Here is a 15,063-nt window from a genome sequence, read left to right as displayed (position 1 = left end):
GATCAGCGCGGCTGGCCGAGCATCGCCAACCGAATCAGCGCCCTTTCGACAACCGCCATCGCCGGCGCGGTCTGCCCGGCCGAGCGCAGCTGCAGGTCGGTGTCGGTCAACACCGTCAGCGCGGTTTCCAGCCGGTCCGCGCCCCAGGTTCCGGCCTGGCGCAGCACCCGGTCACGGCGCGGGCCATATAGCGGTGGCCGCAGGCGGCCCACCCCCGCTGCCGCACCGCCAGGCGCCGAGGCGACGGTATAGAGCGTGCGAAAATGCCGGGTTGCGCCGATGCACAGGCTGACGGCATTGGTGCCCTGCGACTGCAGCCGGCGGATCAGCGGGCCGATCTCGGCGACGCGCGACTCGGCGACCACGTTCAGCAGATCGTCCTGTGCGGCCTCGGTCGATTGCGGCGCGCAGGCGGCGATATCGTCCAGGCCCAACGGATTGTCATCACCATGTTTGTACAGCGCCAGCTTTTCCACCGTCCGGGCAAAGGCGCCCGGTCCCAGCGTGTTGGCCAGTTCGGTCAGCGCCGTCATCGCCTCGGCGGGCACACCGTTCAGCCCGGCCTCGGCCAGAATGCGTTCGATCTCGGCCCGGCCGGGCGGGGTGTCATACAGGCCGGCGGCAAAGGCGTTCTTGTGGGCTTCGAACATCTTGCGCAGTTTCGAACTGGGCTTGAGCGCGCCGGCGGTGACCACGATCTGTGCGTCCCCCGGCTGCCAGTCCTGCAGCGCGGCCTGCACGGCCGGGGCGGCGGCGTCGGTGGCTTCGTCCACCAGCGCGGCGCGGGGGCCGGGAAAGAACCCGACCGCCTTGACCGCGTCCAGCAACAGCGCCGGATCGCGGCGCAGATCGGCGCCGGGCACCCGGGTCAGGCGCATTTCCTCGGTCGCGCCCGGCCCCAGCAGCGCGGCAATCACCTGCTGACGTTTCAGGGCCACCCGCATGCCGTCGGCGCCATAGATCAGCAAACCGGCACAATCGGTGCGCGGCTTGGCGAAAAAGGCGTCGGCGTCGCGGGTGCCCAGTTTCATTCGGTCAGGTCCGCAGTGACATATAGCTCGCGGGCGATCTGGTCGGCCAGAATCACCATCAGCCGTTCACGCGCGTCGCGCTGCGCGGCCAGCGTTTCGGCGGTCGAGCCGGTGGCGGAATAACCGGTGAAATTGTCGACCGTGCCGGTGGCGACGACCTGCTCGTCCGCAAGGCGGCGCAGGGTGTATTCGGCCGAGCCAAGCACGCTGTAAAACGTGATATCGCCCGAGGCGGTGATCGCCTGTCCCTGCAGGCCCGTCGCCAGAACGATGGACAGACGATAATCAGGCGCCTGTGCCCGGCCCAGCTGTTCCTCGAGCCGGCGCACCAGCAGATAGGTGTTGACGCCCTCGGGCGCATCGACCCGGATCTTGCCATGCAACTGCCCGCCGGTGCCGCCGGGTGCATAGACCGGCTGAAAGCCGCAGGCGGCCACCGCCGCAGCCAACGGCAGCGCCAGCAGCGCGCGGCGGTCAAACCACGACATTGACGATCCGGCCCGGCACGACGATCACCTTTTTCGGGGCCGCGCCGTTCAGCACCTTCTGCACCGCATCCATGGCCAGCGCGGTCTCTTCGACCTGGTCCTTGGGCATGTCCTTGGGCACGTTGATCTCGGCGCGGCGCTTGCCGTTGATCTGGATCGGCAGGGTGATCGTGTCGTCCACCAGCATCGTTTCGTCCGCCACCGGCCACGGCGCTGTGGCGATCAGCCCCTGGCCGCCCTGATGCGCCCAGATGTCCTCGGACAGATGCGGGGTCATCGGCGACATCAGTTGCGCCAGCGCCATGATCGCCTGTTTCTGCGCCATTGCCCCGGCTTTGGATTTCGCCAGCGTGTTGGTAAAGGCATAAAGCCGTGCGATGGCCGCGTTGAACCCGAATGTCTCGATGCCCAGCGTCACGTCGCGAATCGTCTTGTGCATCTCGCGCAGCAGGTCCTGATCGCCTTGACCGGGCGCATCCGCGTCCATCGCGGCGATCCGGTCGCACAGGTTCCAGACCCGGGTCAGGTGCTTGTGGGCGGCTTCGGCGCCCGATGCGGTCCATTCCACATCGCGCTCGGGCGGGCTGTCGGACAACACGAACCAGCGCGCGGTATCGGCGCCATAGGCCGAAATGATGTTGACCGGATCGACGACGTTCTTTTTTGATTTCGACATCTTGGCCGAGGGAATCACCGTGACCGGCTGGCCGGTGGCGCCCAGCCGGGCGCCGCTTTCGTGCCATTCGATATCCTCGGGCAGGTGATAGACCGGTCGGTCGCGTTCGTCGCGGGTGACATAGATCTCGTGGGTGACCATGCCCTGGGTGAACAGCGCGTCAAACGGTTCGATGGCCTTTGCCGGCAGATGCCCGGTGATCTGCATGGCCCGGGCAAAGAACCGCGAATACAGCAGATGCAGAATCGCGTGCTCGATGCCGCCGATATACTGGTCGACATTCATCCAGTATTCCGCCTCGGCCAGATCGGTGGGGGTCTCGGCGCGCGGCGCGGTAAACCGGGCGAAATACCAGCTTGAGTCGACAAACGTGTCCATCGTGTCGGTTTCCCGCCGGGCCGGCGCGCCGCAGGACGGGCAGGCGCAGTCGCGCCAGGTCGGGTGCCGGTCCAGCGGGTTGCCGGGCACATCGAAGGTCACGTCATCGGGCAGGCGCACGGGCAGGTTCTCTTTCTTCTCGGGCACGACGCCGCAGCCGTCGCAATGCACCACCGGAATCGGGCAGCCCCAATAGCGCTGGCGGGAAAGACCCCAATCGCGCAGGCGATACTGGGTCTTGCCTGTGCCCAGGCCCTGTCGTTCGGCCCAGTCGATGGTGGCGTCGATGGCCTGTTGCCCGGTGGCGACATCCAGCCCGGCGGGCTGGTTGATCCAGCGCACCTGTTCGGTTTTGGGCGGCACAAAGGCGGTGTTTCCGACCCGCGAGTCATCGTCCAGAGCGACAAAGGTGTCGATGACGTCCAGACCATATTTTCGTGCAAAATCAAGGTCTCGCTGGTCATGGGCCGGGCAGGCAAAGACCGCGCCGGTGCCGTAATCCATCAGCACGAAATTGGCCACCCAGACCGGCAGGGTGCGGCCCGGATAGAGCGGATGCGCCACTGTCAGGCCGGTGTCAAAGCCGCGTTTCTCGGCCTTTTCCAGATCGGCCTCGGACGTGCCCATCTTGCGGCATTCGGCGTTGAACGCGGCCAGGTCCGGGTTGTCGCCCTCCAGCGCGCGCGACAGCGGGTGATCGGTGGACAGGGCCATGAAACTGGCCCCGGCCAAGGTGTCGGGGCGGGTGGTATAGACCTCGATCGCATCGAACCCGTGCGCCGGCGTGCTAAGGGCAAAGCCCATCTGCAGCCCGCGCGACTTGCCGATCCAGTTCTCCTGCATCAGGCGCACCTTGGCGGGCCAGTTGTCCAGCCCGTCCAGCGCGGCCAGCAGTTCGTCGGCCATGTCCGAGATGCGAAAGAACCACTGCGTCAGTTCACGCCGTTCCACATCGGCGCCCGAGCGCCAGCCCTTGCCGTCGATCACCTGCTCGTTGGCCAGAACCGTCATGTCGACCGGGTCCCAGTTCACCACCGCGTTCTTGCGATAGACAAGGCCGGCGTCGAGCATGTCGAGAAACAGCGCCTGCTGCTGGCCGTAATATTCCGGATCGCAGGTGGCGAATTCGCGCGACCAGTCGATCGACAGGCCCAGCGGCTTCATCTGGGCGCGCATGTCGGCGATATTGTCATAGGTCCAAGTCTTGGGGTGGCCGCCGATCGCCATGGCGGCGTTTTCCGCCGGCATGCCAAAGGCGTCCCAGCCCATCGGGTGCAGCACGTTATGCCCGGTCGACATCTTGTAGCGCGCGATCACGTCGCCCATGGTGTAGTTGCGCACATGCCCCATGTGGATGCGCCCGGACGGGTAGGGGAACATTTCCAGCACATAGTATTTCGGGCGGTCTTCGGCGCGGCTGGCGGTGAAGATCCCGGCCTTGTCCCAGGCCTGTTGCCATTTCGTTTCGATTTCTGCGGCCGAATAGCGCGACATGAAGAGCGGTCCTTTGACTGAAAACGCCGGGCAAGAACCCGGCGCCCTGATGGTTTGTGTGCGTGGCCGGCCTCAGAGCCTGCTGTCGCGGACCCGCATCTGCCGGGCGCGGGACAGGATCGCATCCTCGACCGCGCGGGTCGTGGCGGCGCTGACCGGTCCGCCCCGGCTGTGCAGGGCGACGCTGAGCGACCGGGCGTCCAGAGCCGGATCCTTGATATGCACCGTGGCGCGATACGAGCGGCCGCCGCCGGGTGGGGTGCCATAGCCGGTGATAATCACGCCGGTGAACGGGTCGACCGAAGTCACGGGCAGAAAGCTGAGCACATCCAGCGAGGCCGACCAAAGATATCGGTTCACGTTGACGGTCTGGTCGTTCTTGTTCGGGCCGAAGACGTCCCAGATCGACGACGAGTCGGTTTCTTTGGCGAACCCGGCGGTTGCGGCGGTGTGGCTTTCGAAATCCGTCAGCGGCGGTTTCTCGGGCGCGGCGCGATTCTGGGACCGGCGGCCGCCGCAGGCCGCCAGGCCAAGGCATACCGAAACGACCAATGTCACCTTGAGGACCTTATGCAGCGTCATCACCTAATCCTGAAACAGTGTTCCACAGGTTCCTACCCAAGCCGACTCGGGTGGGCAAGACCTTAGTCCCGGTACCGGGCACCTGTTCGGTGGTCATCCCGGCGGCCAGGCGTTCGGATTGCGATGCGTTTTTCCCCACCGTGGCGCCGACCGGAACTGTGGCAAAGCTGCACCATCTGGCACGACATTGCGACGCGTCCCGCCGCGGCCTCTTGCCAAAACGGGACGGAAAGAGCGAAACCCCTGTTCATACCCACGCCGGATTCCCCGGTTTGGGCTTATGTTTTGAAACCGAGGGAAAAACGATGAAAAAGGTTCTCTTTGCAACGACTGCTCTGATCGCGACCGCAAGCGTCGCCGCAGCAGACGTTCGTCTGAGCGGCTATGGCCGCTTCGGCCTGGACTACAACGAAGCCAACAAGAACGTCGTTGGCCGGTCCGAAACCAACATCACGTCGCGTCTGCGTCTGCAGTTCGACATGTCGGCCGAAACCGACGGCGGTGTTGGCTTCAACGCCCGCTACCGTGCCCAGGCAGAAAGCCGTGACGGCGTTGCCGGCGGCGCAGTGTTCAACGGCGCACGCTTTGGCGTGACCTACGGCGGCCTGCTGGTCAACGTCGGCAACATCCTGGGCGCGATCGACAACGCACCCGGCCTGTACGCAACCGGCACCCGTTCGGCCGGCACCGGCATCGACGGTCAAGGCTTCCAGTCGCTGGCCATCAAGTCGCTGACCGTGAATGCTGGTGGTACCTGGACCGGCGGCACCCGCTTTAACTTTGACAACTACGACTCCACCGGTGCAGGCAGCAACGGCGTCGAAGCTCTGTACACTGTTGGCGGTTTCACCGGCCACATCTCGTACTCGCAGCGTAACGGTGGCACCGTGGCCGGTTCGGCCGGCGGCGAAGAGCGCACCGCCATCATGCTGACCTACAGCTTTGGTGACTACTATGTGACCGGTGCCTATCAGGGCGCAGACAACACCGCCACCGTGACCGCAGCCAACGGCACCGTGTTCGACCCGAACGACGGCCTGTACTTCCTGGCCGCCGGCGCTGACTGGGGTCAGTTCGGTGCGAAAGTCGCCTACGGTTCGACCGATGTGGCCGACAGTGTCACCGTCGAAGGCAACTTTGACCTGGGCGCCGCCAGCAACATCCTGGTCTGGGTGAACAGCACCGATGTTGACAGCGCACTGACCGCTGCCGCCAACGGCACTGCCGCCGGTACTCTGGGTGCAGCCGCCAACGGCATGGACGGCACCTCCTTCGGCATCAACTACCAGTACGATCTGGGCGGTGGTGCGACCTTTGTTGCCGGTGCGACCGAAAGCGCCGCCGACAACACCGAAGTTCAGGCTGGTGTGTACTTCAGCTTCTAAGCTGAACCACGTTTAGGCTAAGTAATCGGGCGGACCTTTCGGGGTCCGCCCTTTTCTTTTTCTGCGGTCTGGTGTTTCTGTGAGTCCAGATTGCCAGAGGAGACCGGATGCCGCTGCAAGAGATCATGACACGTGTGGCCGCCGCCGAATCGGCTGCCGGGCGCGCGCCCGGGTCGGTGAGGCTGATCGCCGTTTCCAAGGTGCAGTCCCTGGACAGGGTCGAGGCGGTGCTGCAGCAGGGACACCGATGCTTTGGTGAGAATCGGGTGCAGGAGGCGGCAGGCAAGTGGCCGGATTTCCGCCAGCGATTTGACGGCATCGACCTGCACCTGATCGGTCCGTTGCAGACCAACAAGGCGCGTCAGGCGGTTGAACTGTGCGACGCCATCCACACCGTGGACCGGCCCAAGCTGGCCCGAACCCTCGCCCGATTGGCGCAAGAACGCGGCGCCTGTCCCGATCTGTTCATCCAGGTCAATACCGGTGAAGAGGCGCAAAAGGCCGGTGTGTTGCCGGCCGATACCGACGATCTGGTGGCCGAATGCCGGGGGCTGGACCTGCCGCTGCGCGGATTGATGTGCATCCCGCCGGTGGACGACGAGCCGGCGCTGCATTTCGCCCTGTTGGCCAGCATCGCCGAGCGCAACGGTCTGACCGGTCTGTCGATGGGCATGAGCGGCGATTTCGAAACCGCCATCGCTTTGGGGGCGACCCATATCCGCGTCGGTTCGGCGATCTTTGGCGCGCGCACCCCCGCCACGCCCGTCTGAAACAAAACCAAAGGCGGGTCAGCGGCGGCCCGCGCCATGCGGCACGATCAGCCGGGTGCCCGGCACGGCGCGACGGGCGATCCGGAGCAGGTCGGCACGCGTCAGGGCGATGCAGCCCTCGGTGGGATAGCCCGGGCGGCGCCATTGATGCACAAAGATCGCCGATCCGCGCCCTGGCACCGCCGCGGGCCAGTTCCAGTCGGTGAGCAATACCAGATCATATAGCGGATCGGCGCGGCGCAGGCGTTCGTGGCCATAGCCATGCGGCGCGCGGACCCGGTGGTTGTATTCCGGATCGGCGGCATCGTCCGACCACAGATCAAAGGCCCCGATCGGTTGCGCCCAGGGGGCCGGCGCGGCCAGTCGGTCGGGACGATAGAGCAGCCCGGTGATGTGGTGTGTCCCCGCCGGCGTCGCCGCGTCGCCTTCGCGCTTGGCGGGTGTCACGCCGCCCTTGCCGATGCTGCAGGGATACAGCCGGCCACGAAACCGCAGACCGCCGGGTGTCAGGATCATGTCCGCCGGGCTCACAGCAGATGGCCCGACTTGGCCGCCTTGGTCGCCAGATAGGCGGTGTTATGCGCGGTTTCGCCGACTTTCAGGGGCACGCGTTCGACCACGGCGACGCCGGTCTTTTCCATCATCGCGATCTTGGCGGGATTGTTGGTCAGCAGACGGACGGCGGAGAACCCCATGGATTTCAGGATATCCGAGCCCAGCCGGAAATCGCGCTCGTCATCCTCGAACCCCAGCCGGTGATTGGCCTGCACCGTGTCAAATCCCTGATCCTGCAGCGAATAGGCCCGCATCTTGTTGGCCAGCCCGATGCCGCGCCCCTCCTGGTTGAGATACAGCAGCACCCCGGCCCCCTCGGTGCCCATCTGCGCCAGCGCGCCGCGCAACTGCGGGCCGCAATCACATTTCAGGCTGCCCAGCAGATCGCCGGTGAAACAGGCCGAATGCAGCCTTGCCAGCACCGGTGCAGCACGGTCCGGGCGGCCGATTTCGACGGCGTAATGCTCTTCGCCGCCATCCTCGGGGCGAAAGACATGCAGCCGGCCGGCCTCGGAGACCTGCATCGGCAGGCGGGCGCTGACGACCTCGTGCAGCGGGCTGCGGTCGGCCAGATGCGGGGCGGCGTTGGCGCTTTCGATCAGGGTCAGCCCGTGTCGCGCGGCGAAACCGGCGCCATCCGCCAGGGCCAGGGTGACAGCGGCGGGCAGCAGCCGCGCCGCCTTGGTCAGGGCGATGGCGGTGCGGTGCAGCTCGGCCCCGCCGTGGCGCTGGGTGGAAAGCGGTCCTTTCATCGGGGCATTCAGGTCGTCGGCCGGGTCTGCAATGGCCCTGACCCAGGTGGCAACGGCGCTGTCGGGCATGACCACACGGGCCAGATCACCGTCATAGGCGCGCGCCTTCAGCGTCTCGGCCCGGCGCGCGGTGATTGCCACGACCGGATGCCCGCCAAGCCCGCGCAAATCTGACAGACGCGCCGCAGTCAGGGTTTCTGCAGCCAACGCCAGCAGGGCGCCTTGCCCATCGGTCAGCACCACCGGAACGCCCATGCGCAGATCGGCCCGGGCGCGGGCCAACAGCTCGGAAATGTCTGGCGTAAGGCTCATGTCGTGCTTTCGTTCAGAATTGGCCTTGCTTAAGCTTTCCGCGAAGGAATGTGAAACAATTCCTGTGATCCGGACACGTCAGCGTGAGGCGGTGCAGCATCTCTTGTCGCCTCACGCAAGCGCACACATTTTTGATCGGTAACACAGGAGGACGGCCCATGGCGCAGTTGAAGAAGATTTTGTTGGTTGATGATGATGACGACCTGCGCGAGGCACTCAGCGAGCAACTGATCATGACCGAGGATTTCGACGTGTTCGAGGCCGGCGACGGCCAGGGCGCGATGGAACGCACCAAGGAAGCGCTGTACGACCTCGTCATCCTGGATGTGGGTCTGCCAGACACCGATGGCCGGGAACTGTGCCGTCTGATGCGCAAACAGGGGGTCAAGGCACCGATTCTGATGCTGACCGGGCATGACAGCGACGCCGATACCATTCTTGGTCTGGATTCAGGTGCCAACGACTACGTCACCAAGCCGTTCAAGTTTCCGGTGCTGCTGGCGCGAATCCGGGCCCAGCTGCGCCAGCACGAGCAATCCGAGGACGCGGTGTTCACCCTGGGTCCCTATACGTTCAAGCCGGCGATGAAGCTGTTGATCACCGAGGACGAGCGCAAGATCCGCCTGACCGAAAAGGAAACCAACATTCTCAAGTACCTGTATCGCTCGACCGATGGCGTTGTGGCGCGCGACGTGCTGTTGCACGAGGTCTGGGGCTACAATGCCGGTGTCACCACCCACACGCTGGAGACGCATATCTATCGGCTGCGGCAAAAGATCGAGCCGGACCCCTCGAATGCCCGGCTGCTGGTCACCGAATCCGGTGGCTATCGTCTGGTGGCGTGACACGGAAGGAAAAGCCAGAGATTTACTTATTGCCGATTGCACGCTATGGTTGAAGTCTGTGATCTGAATCAATGACGCATTCGGAAAACACCTTTAGAAGAAAAAAATCCCGCGTATGTCCGGGCAATGGCATACACCTCCCTGTTGGACTTGGCCGGGCAAGAGTTGCCCGGCTCTTTTTTTGGCATGACGTCCTGCTGCCGATTTCCTTTCCACGCTCCGCCCCTGATGCCGCCCCCGCCCCCGGCCCTGCCCCCGCACGGGCCTGGGCCAGGGTCCGGCACATCTGCCGGAACAGGGTCGCGTCGTGGCGATGGCCGATGGCATCCGGCGCCAGGGCGGGATAGGTTGCGCCCGACCCGAATAATTTGCGCGAGACGTTCATGACCCTTTCCATCGCCACCTGGAACATCAATTCCGTGCGCCTGCGCGAACCCATCGTGCTCAAGCTGCTGCAGGACGCCGCGCCGGATGTGCTGTGCCTGCAGGAATGCAAGTCGCCGGTCGACAAGATTCCGACCGAGGGGTTCGCCGCACTGGGCTACACCCACATGATCGCGCGCGGGCAAAAGGGGTATAACGGCGTCGCGATCCTGTCACGTTTGCCGATCCACGAGGTCGGCTCGCAGGATTTTGCCGCACTGGGGCATGCCCGCCATATCGCCGGTCGGCTGGAAAACGGAGTGACCATCCACAACTTCTATGTGCCGGCGGGCGGTGACAAACCCGACCGCGAACTGAACGAGAAATTCGGCCAGAAACTGGATTACCTGACCGAGATGCGCGACTGGTTCCATGCCGAGAAACCGCAAAAATCCATCTTGGTGGGTGATCTCAACATCGCCCCGCGCGAGGATGATGTCTGGAGCCACAAGCAATTGCTGAAAGTGGTCAGCCACACGCCCATCGAGGTCGCGCACCTGGCCGAGACCCAGGAGGCAGGCGGCTGGGTCGATGTCACGCGTCAGGACATCCCCGATGGCAAGCTGTTCAGCTGGTGGTCCTATCGTGCCCGCGACTGGTCGGCGGCGGACAAGGGCCGGCGACTGGATCACATCTGGGCAACGCCGGACATTTCGGCTGCGGCCCATTCCAGCCGCGTGCTGCGCGACGCCCGCGGCTGGGAGAAACCCAGCGATCACGCACCGGTCCTGGCCAGCTTTGACTTCTAGGCGCGCGGGCAGGGGCTGCGACTCAACTCTGCTCTTGGTTTTCCCGCTGACTGCTTCCATATAGGGGCCAAGCTCCAAGGAGATGAAGGAATGCTAGAATTGTCCACCGGCGCTGCCAGCGCCGATCTGATCAAGGACACGACCGAGGCAACATTCATGGCGGATGTGGTCGAGGCGTCGCAGACGACCCCGGTCATCGTCGATTTCTGGGCGCCGTGGTGCGGTCCCTGCAAGACCCTGGGTCCGATGCTGGAACAGGCCGTGACGGCGGCCAAGGGCGCGGTGCGGATGGTCAAGGTCAATGTCGACGAGGCCCAGATGATCGCCGGGCAGCTGCAGATCCAGTCGATTCCGACGGTTTTTGCCTTTTACAAGGGCCAGCCCATCGACGGCTTTCAGGGGGCATTGCCGCAATCCGAAATCAACGCCTTTGTCGACAAGGTGATTGCCGCCGCCGGCGGCGAGGCACCGGGCGACACGTTGAACTCGGCGGTCGAAGCCGCCGAAGAGATGCTGGCCGAAGGCGCGGCAGTGGACGCGGCGCAGACCTTTGCTGCCATATTGGCCGAGGATCCCAACCATGCCGGAGCTTATGGCGGATTGGTGCGCGCGCATATCGCCATGAACGATCTGGACCAGGCCGAAGCTGTGCTGAACGGAGCGCCGGCCGAAATCTCCAAAAGCGCCGAACTGGAAGCCGCGCATGCGCAGCTGGAGCTGGCGCGCCAGGCCGAAGACGCCGGCCCGGTTGCCGAACTGACAAAGGCGGTCGAGGCAGACCCGGCCGACCATCAGGCCCGGTTCGATCTGGCGCTGGCGCTGCACGCCGCCGGCCAGGTGCAGGAGGCCGTCGACCAGTTGCTCGAGATTTTCCGTCGCGACCGTGACTGGAAGGACGGCGCGGCCAAGACTCAGCTGTTCACGATCTTTGACGCGCTCAAGCCGAACGATCCGGTGGTGTTGAATGGTCGGCGCAAGCTGAGTTCGATGATATTTGCCTAATCGGTTTTCGGAACTAGAGTCTCGGGCATGTTCCATGCCGCCGACCTGCCCGACACGATCCCGGTTTTCCCGCTGCCCGGGGCGCTGTTGCTGCCCCGCGCGCGGCTGCCCCTGCACATATTCGAGCCGCGTTATCTGCAGATGCTCGAAGACACGCTGAAAACGCCGCAACGGCTGATCGGCATGGTGCAGCCGGACCCGATGCCGGGCCGCGACGGGGCCCTGCACAGCATCGGCTGTGCCGGCCGTGTCACGCAGTTTTCGGAAACCGAGGATGGCCGCTATATGATCACGCTCAGCGGCATCTCGCGGTTCCGTATCGTGACCGAGACCAACGGCTTTCTGCCCTATCGGCGCTGCGATGTCAGCTGGGCGGGGTTCGAACGCGATCTGGGCCGCAGCGAGACCGATGAGGGGCTGGACCGTCGCGCCTTTGTTGCGCTGCTGGACCGGTTCTTTGCCGCGCGCAAGCTGTCCACCGACTGGCAGATGATCCGCGATGCGGATGACGAGTTGCTGATCAATTCGCTGTCGATGCTGCTGGACTTTACCACCGAGGACAAACAGGCTTTGCTCGAGGCGCCCTGTCTGTCGACCCGGCGGGAAACCCTGATCACCCTGATCGAATACGCCCTGCGCGGCGGCAATGACGAGGAAATATTGCAATGACCGACAGCCAAACCGGTTTTGACCGCCATATGCTCGAGGCGTTGGTCTGCCCGCAGACCCAGGCGACGCTGCGCTATGATGCCGAACGTCAGGAGCTTGTGTCCAAGCCCGCGGGGCTGGCTTTTCCGATCCGCAACGGCATTCCGATTCTGCTGATCGACGAGGCGCGGATACTGGATTGAAACGCGGCGGCCTGCGCCTCAGATCGGTCTACCCTGCATCAGGCGGGGCAAATCTCCGGTCAGACCGGCAGCCTCGCGGACAAAGTTCCGGCGCAGGCCGGGCATGGCATTGACCAGCCCCATGCCCAGATCCCGACCCAGCCGTAAAATAGAATTATCGTTGGAAAACAGTTTGTTGAATGCGTCCGTCGCCAAGGCAAGCGTGGCTGTATCAAAGCGCCGCCATTGCTGATATTGCTGCAATACGGTCGCTGCACCGATATCCTCGCCCCGGCGCGCGGCCAGGGTCAGGGTTTCGGCCAATGCCGCCACGTCGCGCAGACCGGCGTTCAGGCCCTGTCCGGCGATCGGGTGCATCCCGTGTGCGGCATCCCCGACCAGCGCCATCCGCTCGGCGATAAAGCTGTTGGCCAGGGTCAGGTTCAGCGGATAGGTGAACCGCCGACCGGCCAGGGTCAGATTGCCTAGAAAGTCGCCGAAACGCGGGTGCAGTTCGGCCATGTATTTGGCTTCGTCCAGCGCGTGGATACGGCGCGCGGTTTCGGTGCGTTCGCTCCAGACGATGGAACAGCGGTTGCCGGTCAGGGGCAGGATCGCCAAGGGGCCGGGAGGCATGAAGAACTGGTGCGCAATGCCGCCATGGGGCTTTTCATGGGCGACCGCGCAGACCAGTGCGGTCTGCCCGTAATCCCAACCGGTGCGCCGAATTCCGGCCCGGCGGGCGGTGCCGCTATTGCGCCCGTCCGATCCGACCAGCAGCCGGCCTGAAATCTTGCTGCCATCGTCCAGCGTCACCGAAACCCCGGCCGCGGTCGGGGTCTGGCCCACGACGGTGCGACCGTTGATCTGGGTGATCAGCGGTTGTTCGGCCATTGCGTCCAGAAAAGCCCGGCGCAGGTGCCGGTCCTCGACCATGTAGCCCATCGGGCCTTCTTCGATCTCGGTATGGTCGAAATGCATGAAGAACGGTGACGGACCGGTTCCCGCACGGCCATCGGTGACCTTGATCTCCAGCATTGGCTGGGCGTGTTCGGTCAGCCCCGGCCATATGCCGATGGCCTGCAACAGCCGCTGCGAGGTCAGCGCCAGCGCATAGGCGCGCCCGTCAAAGCCGGGATCGCCGCGCGTTGCCGCGGGCAGGGCGTCGATCACGCTGACGCGGTGTCCGGTCTGCGCCAGAGCCAGGGCCAGGGCGGGACCGTTCAGCCCGCCGCCCACGATGATGATGTCGGTATCCGGTGTCATGCCCCGCAATATGATCCTGCGCGCGGGATTGTCCATATGCCGTGCGGTCGCTAGGCTGCGGCGGTGTCGGACCGGGGGCCATTTGGGGGTCAATCGGGGGCCAGGCGGGGGGGACGGAATGCAGGACTGGCGGACCATGAGTGCCGGTGAACTGGGGCGCGGGATCGCGGCGCAGGATATCGATCCGGTGGACCTGACCGAAAGCTTTTTACAGGCGCTACAAGCGCATCCGTTGCGCGACCGAATTTATGCAGGCGTCACGAGCGACCGCGCCATGGACGAAGCCCGTGCCGCACGGGCAAGGGCGCGCGGTGGCCGGCGTCTGTCACCGCTGGACGGTGTGCCGATCAGCTGGAAGGATCTGTTTGACAGTGCTGGCGTGGCCACCGAGGCCGGATCGGCACTGTTGAAGGGGCGGGTGCCCGAGGCTGACGCGCAGGTTCTGCGCACCGCTTCGGCCATGGGCAGCGTCTGTCTGGGCAAGACCCATATGAGCGAGCTGGCCTTTTCCGGGCTGGGGCTGAACCCGGCGACCCAGTCCCCGCCCTGCGTCAACGATGCCGCGGCGGTGGCGGGAGGCTCGTCATCGGGGGCGGCGGCCTCGGTGGCGTTCGGGCTGGCTGCCGGCGGCATCGGCTCGGATACCGGCGGCTCGGTGCGCATCCCGGCCGCCTGGAACGATCTGGTCGGGCTAAAGACCACGTCCGGGCGCATCAGTCTGAAAGGGGTCGTGCCCCTGTGCCCGGCTTTTGACACGGTTGGCCCGCTGGCCCGCACCGTCGAGGACGCGTCGCTGCTGTTGGCGCTGCTGGAGGGCGGGCCGCCGGCGGATCTGCGCAGGTCGACCCTGCGCGGGCGTCGGCTGGCGGTTCTGCAGACCGCGGCCCTGGAGGATGTGCGCGCCGTTCCGCGCGCGGCCTTTGACGATGCGGTGGCTCGGCTGGCGGCGGCAGGGGCCGAGATCGACACCTTGGCGGTGCCGGATCTGAACGCGGCGATGGCGCTGAGCGGGGTGCTGTACACGGTCGAGGCCTATGGCATTTGGCGCGATGTGATCGAGGCAAACCCGCAGCTGATGTTCGAGCAGATTCTCGGCCGGTTCCGGGCCGGGGCCGAGTTTTCCGGGCCGGACTATGTCGCGGCCTGGCGAAAGCTGCGCGAGATCCGTGCCATCTGGGCCGAAGCGACAGCGCCGTTTGATGCCGTTCTGTGCCCCACCGCGCCGATCCTGCCGCCGGATCACGCGCGGCTGCTGTCGGATCACGATTACTACGTGACCGAGAACCTGCTGGCGCTGCGCAACACGCGGATCGGTAACCTGATGGGGCTGTGTGCGCTGACCCTGCCGACCGGCACGCCCAGTTGCGGGGTGTCGCTGATGGCGGCCCCCGGCACCGAAGAGGCGCTGTTGCGCCTGGGGGCGGCGGCCGAAGCGGCGCTGACCTGAAAGCCACAAATCCGGCGCAAGCGCCCTGTTTGTCTGGACGGGTGCGCCACGGGTCTGTAACCTGCTGTCAAACGGGGC

At 65.1% G+C, this 15,063-nt stretch carries 15 protein-coding genes; 8 read left to right on the top strand and 7 right to left on the bottom strand.

Going from position 1 to position 15,063, the window contains the following annotated elements:
- Positions 1–2: 2 nt before the first annotated feature.
- The 4 genes from holA to ACFMPD_RS08760 all read right to left on the bottom strand — a co-directional run bounded on the left by holA (position 3) and on the right by ACFMPD_RS08760 (position 4,649).
- Positions 3–1,031, bottom strand: coding sequence for a DNA polymerase III subunit delta (gene holA, locus ACFMPD_RS08775; RefSeq protein WP_380993425.1), 1,029 nt, complete (start codon positions 1,029–1,031; stop codon positions 3–5).
- A complete protein-coding gene (lptE, locus tag ACFMPD_RS08770) occupies positions 1,028–1,519 on the bottom strand; it encodes an LPS assembly lipoprotein LptE (protein WP_380993424.1) in 492 nt (163 codons plus the stop codon). The genes holA and lptE overlap by 4 nt, the downstream gene beginning before the upstream one ends.
- A complete protein-coding gene (gene leuS / locus ACFMPD_RS08765) occupies positions 1,506–4,067 on the bottom strand; it encodes a leucine--tRNA ligase (protein ID WP_380993423.1) in 2,562 nt (853 codons plus the stop codon). The genes lptE and leuS overlap by 14 nt, the downstream gene beginning before the upstream one ends.
- Positions 4,068–4,139: 72 nt before the next feature.
- A complete protein-coding gene (locus tag ACFMPD_RS08760) occupies positions 4,140–4,649 on the bottom strand; it encodes a DUF3576 domain-containing protein (RefSeq protein WP_380993422.1) in 510 nt (169 codons plus the stop codon).
- Positions 4,650–4,954: 305 nt separating this feature from the next.
- Here ACFMPD_RS08760 and ACFMPD_RS08755 point away from each other — a divergent pair, with 305 nt between their 5' ends.
- Positions 4,955–6,034, top strand: a complete 1,080-nt coding sequence (locus ACFMPD_RS08755) for a porin (RefSeq protein WP_380993421.1) — start codon at positions 4,955–4,957, stop codon at positions 6,032–6,034.
- Between the two features lie 107 nt (positions 6,035–6,141).
- Positions 6,142–6,804 carry a YggS family pyridoxal phosphate-dependent enzyme gene (locus ACFMPD_RS08750; protein ID WP_380993420.1) on the top strand — a complete coding sequence of 221 codons (663 nt, stop codon included), beginning with the start codon at positions 6,142–6,144 and terminating at the stop codon, positions 6,802–6,804.
- Between the two features lie 18 nt (positions 6,805–6,822).
- On the opposite strand, the gene ACFMPD_RS08745 is transcribed toward ACFMPD_RS08750, so the two are convergent.
- Both ACFMPD_RS08745 and ribA read right to left on the bottom strand, forming a co-directional pair.
- Positions 6,823–7,320, bottom strand: a complete 498-nt coding sequence (locus tag ACFMPD_RS08745; RefSeq protein ID WP_380993419.1) for a L,D-transpeptidase family protein — start codon at positions 7,318–7,320, stop codon at positions 6,823–6,825.
- An 11-nt stretch (positions 7,321–7,331) separates the two neighbouring features.
- On the bottom strand, positions 7,332–8,423 hold the full coding sequence (gene ribA / locus ACFMPD_RS08740) for a GTP cyclohydrolase II (RefSeq protein ID WP_380993418.1): 1,092 nt from the start codon (positions 8,421–8,423) through the stop codon (positions 7,332–7,334).
- A 158-nt stretch (positions 8,424–8,581) separates the two neighbouring features.
- Between ribA and ACFMPD_RS08735 the strand changes: the two genes are divergently transcribed.
- The 5 genes from ACFMPD_RS08735 (at position 8,582) to ACFMPD_RS08715 (ending at position 12,293) form a co-directional block, all read left to right on the top strand.
- Positions 8,582–9,268 (top strand): response regulator transcription factor, encoded by a 687-nt coding sequence (locus ACFMPD_RS08735; RefSeq protein ID WP_380993417.1) that lies wholly within the window; start codon positions 8,582–8,584, stop codon positions 9,266–9,268.
- Positions 9,269–9,651: 383 nt separating this feature from the next.
- Positions 9,652–10,440, top strand: coding sequence for an exodeoxyribonuclease III (locus tag ACFMPD_RS08730; protein ID WP_380993416.1), 789 nt, complete (start codon positions 9,652–9,654; stop codon positions 10,438–10,440).
- Positions 10,441–10,530: 90 nt separating this feature from the next.
- On the top strand, positions 10,531–11,442 hold the full coding sequence (trxA, locus tag ACFMPD_RS08725; RefSeq protein ID WP_380993415.1) for a thioredoxin: 912 nt from the start codon (positions 10,531–10,533) through the stop codon (positions 11,440–11,442).
- A 27-nt stretch (positions 11,443–11,469) separates the two neighbouring features.
- Positions 11,470–12,111 (top strand): LON peptidase substrate-binding domain-containing protein, encoded by a 642-nt coding sequence (locus ACFMPD_RS08720; RefSeq protein WP_380993414.1) that lies wholly within the window; start codon positions 11,470–11,472, stop codon positions 12,109–12,111.
- Positions 12,108–12,293, top strand: coding sequence for a Trm112 family protein (locus tag ACFMPD_RS08715; protein WP_380993413.1), 186 nt, complete (start codon positions 12,108–12,110; stop codon positions 12,291–12,293). The genes ACFMPD_RS08720 and ACFMPD_RS08715 overlap by 4 nt, the downstream gene beginning before the upstream one ends.
- Before the next feature lie 18 nt (positions 12,294–12,311).
- Here the strand turns inward: ACFMPD_RS08715 and ACFMPD_RS08710 are convergent, their stop codons facing one another.
- The gene (locus ACFMPD_RS08710) at positions 12,312–13,574 is read right to left on the bottom strand and encodes an FAD-dependent monooxygenase (RefSeq protein WP_380993412.1); all 1,263 of its coding nucleotides are present in this window, start codon (positions 13,572–13,574) and stop codon (positions 12,312–12,314) included.
- A gap of 82 nt (positions 13,575–13,656) precedes the next feature.
- On the opposite strand from ACFMPD_RS08710, the gene ACFMPD_RS08705 reads away from it, so the two are divergent.
- Entirely contained in the window at positions 13,657–14,985 is a 1,329-nt protein-coding gene (locus tag ACFMPD_RS08705) for an amidase (RefSeq protein WP_380993411.1), read from the top strand.
- Positions 14,986–15,063 lie beyond the last annotated feature (78 nt).

The organism is Sedimentitalea sediminis (assembly GCF_042687825.1).
In the GTDB taxonomy this organism is placed as follows: domain Bacteria; phylum Pseudomonadota; class Alphaproteobacteria; order Rhodobacterales; family Rhodobacteraceae; genus Sedimentitalea.
This window is presented reverse-complemented; position numbering and strand designations above follow the sequence as displayed.

Excerpts from the sequence above, each read along its gene's own strand:
- ACFMPD_RS08720 (WP_380993414.1), top strand. The coding sequence starts at position 11,470 with ATGTTCCATGCCGCCGACCTGCCCGACACGATCCCGGTTTTCCCGCTG.
- ACFMPD_RS08745 (WP_380993419.1), bottom strand. The coding sequence starts at position 7,320 with ATGATCCTGACACCCGGCGGTCTGCGGTTTCGTGGCCGGCTGTATCCC.
- ACFMPD_RS08715 (WP_380993413.1), top strand. The coding sequence starts at position 12,108 with ATGACCGACAGCCAAACCGGTTTTGACCGCCATATGCTCGAGGCGTTG.
- ACFMPD_RS08750 (WP_380993420.1), top strand. The coding sequence starts at position 6,142 with ATGCCGCTGCAAGAGATCATGACACGTGTGGCCGCCGCCGAATCGGCT.
- ACFMPD_RS08755 (WP_380993421.1), top strand. The coding sequence starts at position 4,955 with ATGAAAAAGGTTCTCTTTGCAACGACTGCTCTGATCGCGACCGCAAGC.
- holA (WP_380993425.1), bottom strand. The coding sequence starts at position 1,031 with ATGAAACTGGGCACCCGCGACGCCGACGCCTTTTTCGCCAAGCCGCGC.
- ribA (WP_380993418.1), bottom strand. The coding sequence starts at position 8,423 with ATGAGCCTTACGCCAGACATTTCCGAGCTGTTGGCCCGCGCCCGGGCC.
- ACFMPD_RS08760 (WP_380993422.1), bottom strand. The coding sequence starts at position 4,649 with ATGACGCTGCATAAGGTCCTCAAGGTGACATTGGTCGTTTCGGTATGC.
- ACFMPD_RS08705 (WP_380993411.1), top strand. The coding sequence starts at position 13,657 with ATGCAGGACTGGCGGACCATGAGTGCCGGTGAACTGGGGCGCGGGATC.
- trxA (WP_380993415.1), top strand. The coding sequence starts at position 10,531 with ATGCTAGAATTGTCCACCGGCGCTGCCAGCGCCGATCTGATCAAGGAC.
- ACFMPD_RS08710 (WP_380993412.1), bottom strand. The coding sequence starts at position 13,574 with ATGGACAATCCCGCGCGCAGGATCATATTGCGGGGCATGACACCGGAT.
- ACFMPD_RS08735 (WP_380993417.1), top strand. The coding sequence starts at position 8,582 with ATGGCGCAGTTGAAGAAGATTTTGTTGGTTGATGATGATGACGACCTG.
- ACFMPD_RS08730 (WP_380993416.1), top strand. The coding sequence starts at position 9,652 with ATGACCCTTTCCATCGCCACCTGGAACATCAATTCCGTGCGCCTGCGC.
- lptE (WP_380993424.1), bottom strand. The coding sequence starts at position 1,519 with ATGTCGTGGTTTGACCGCCGCGCGCTGCTGGCGCTGCCGTTGGCTGCG.
- leuS (WP_380993423.1), bottom strand. The coding sequence starts at position 4,067 with ATGTCGCGCTATTCGGCCGCAGAAATCGAAACGAAATGGCAACAGGCC.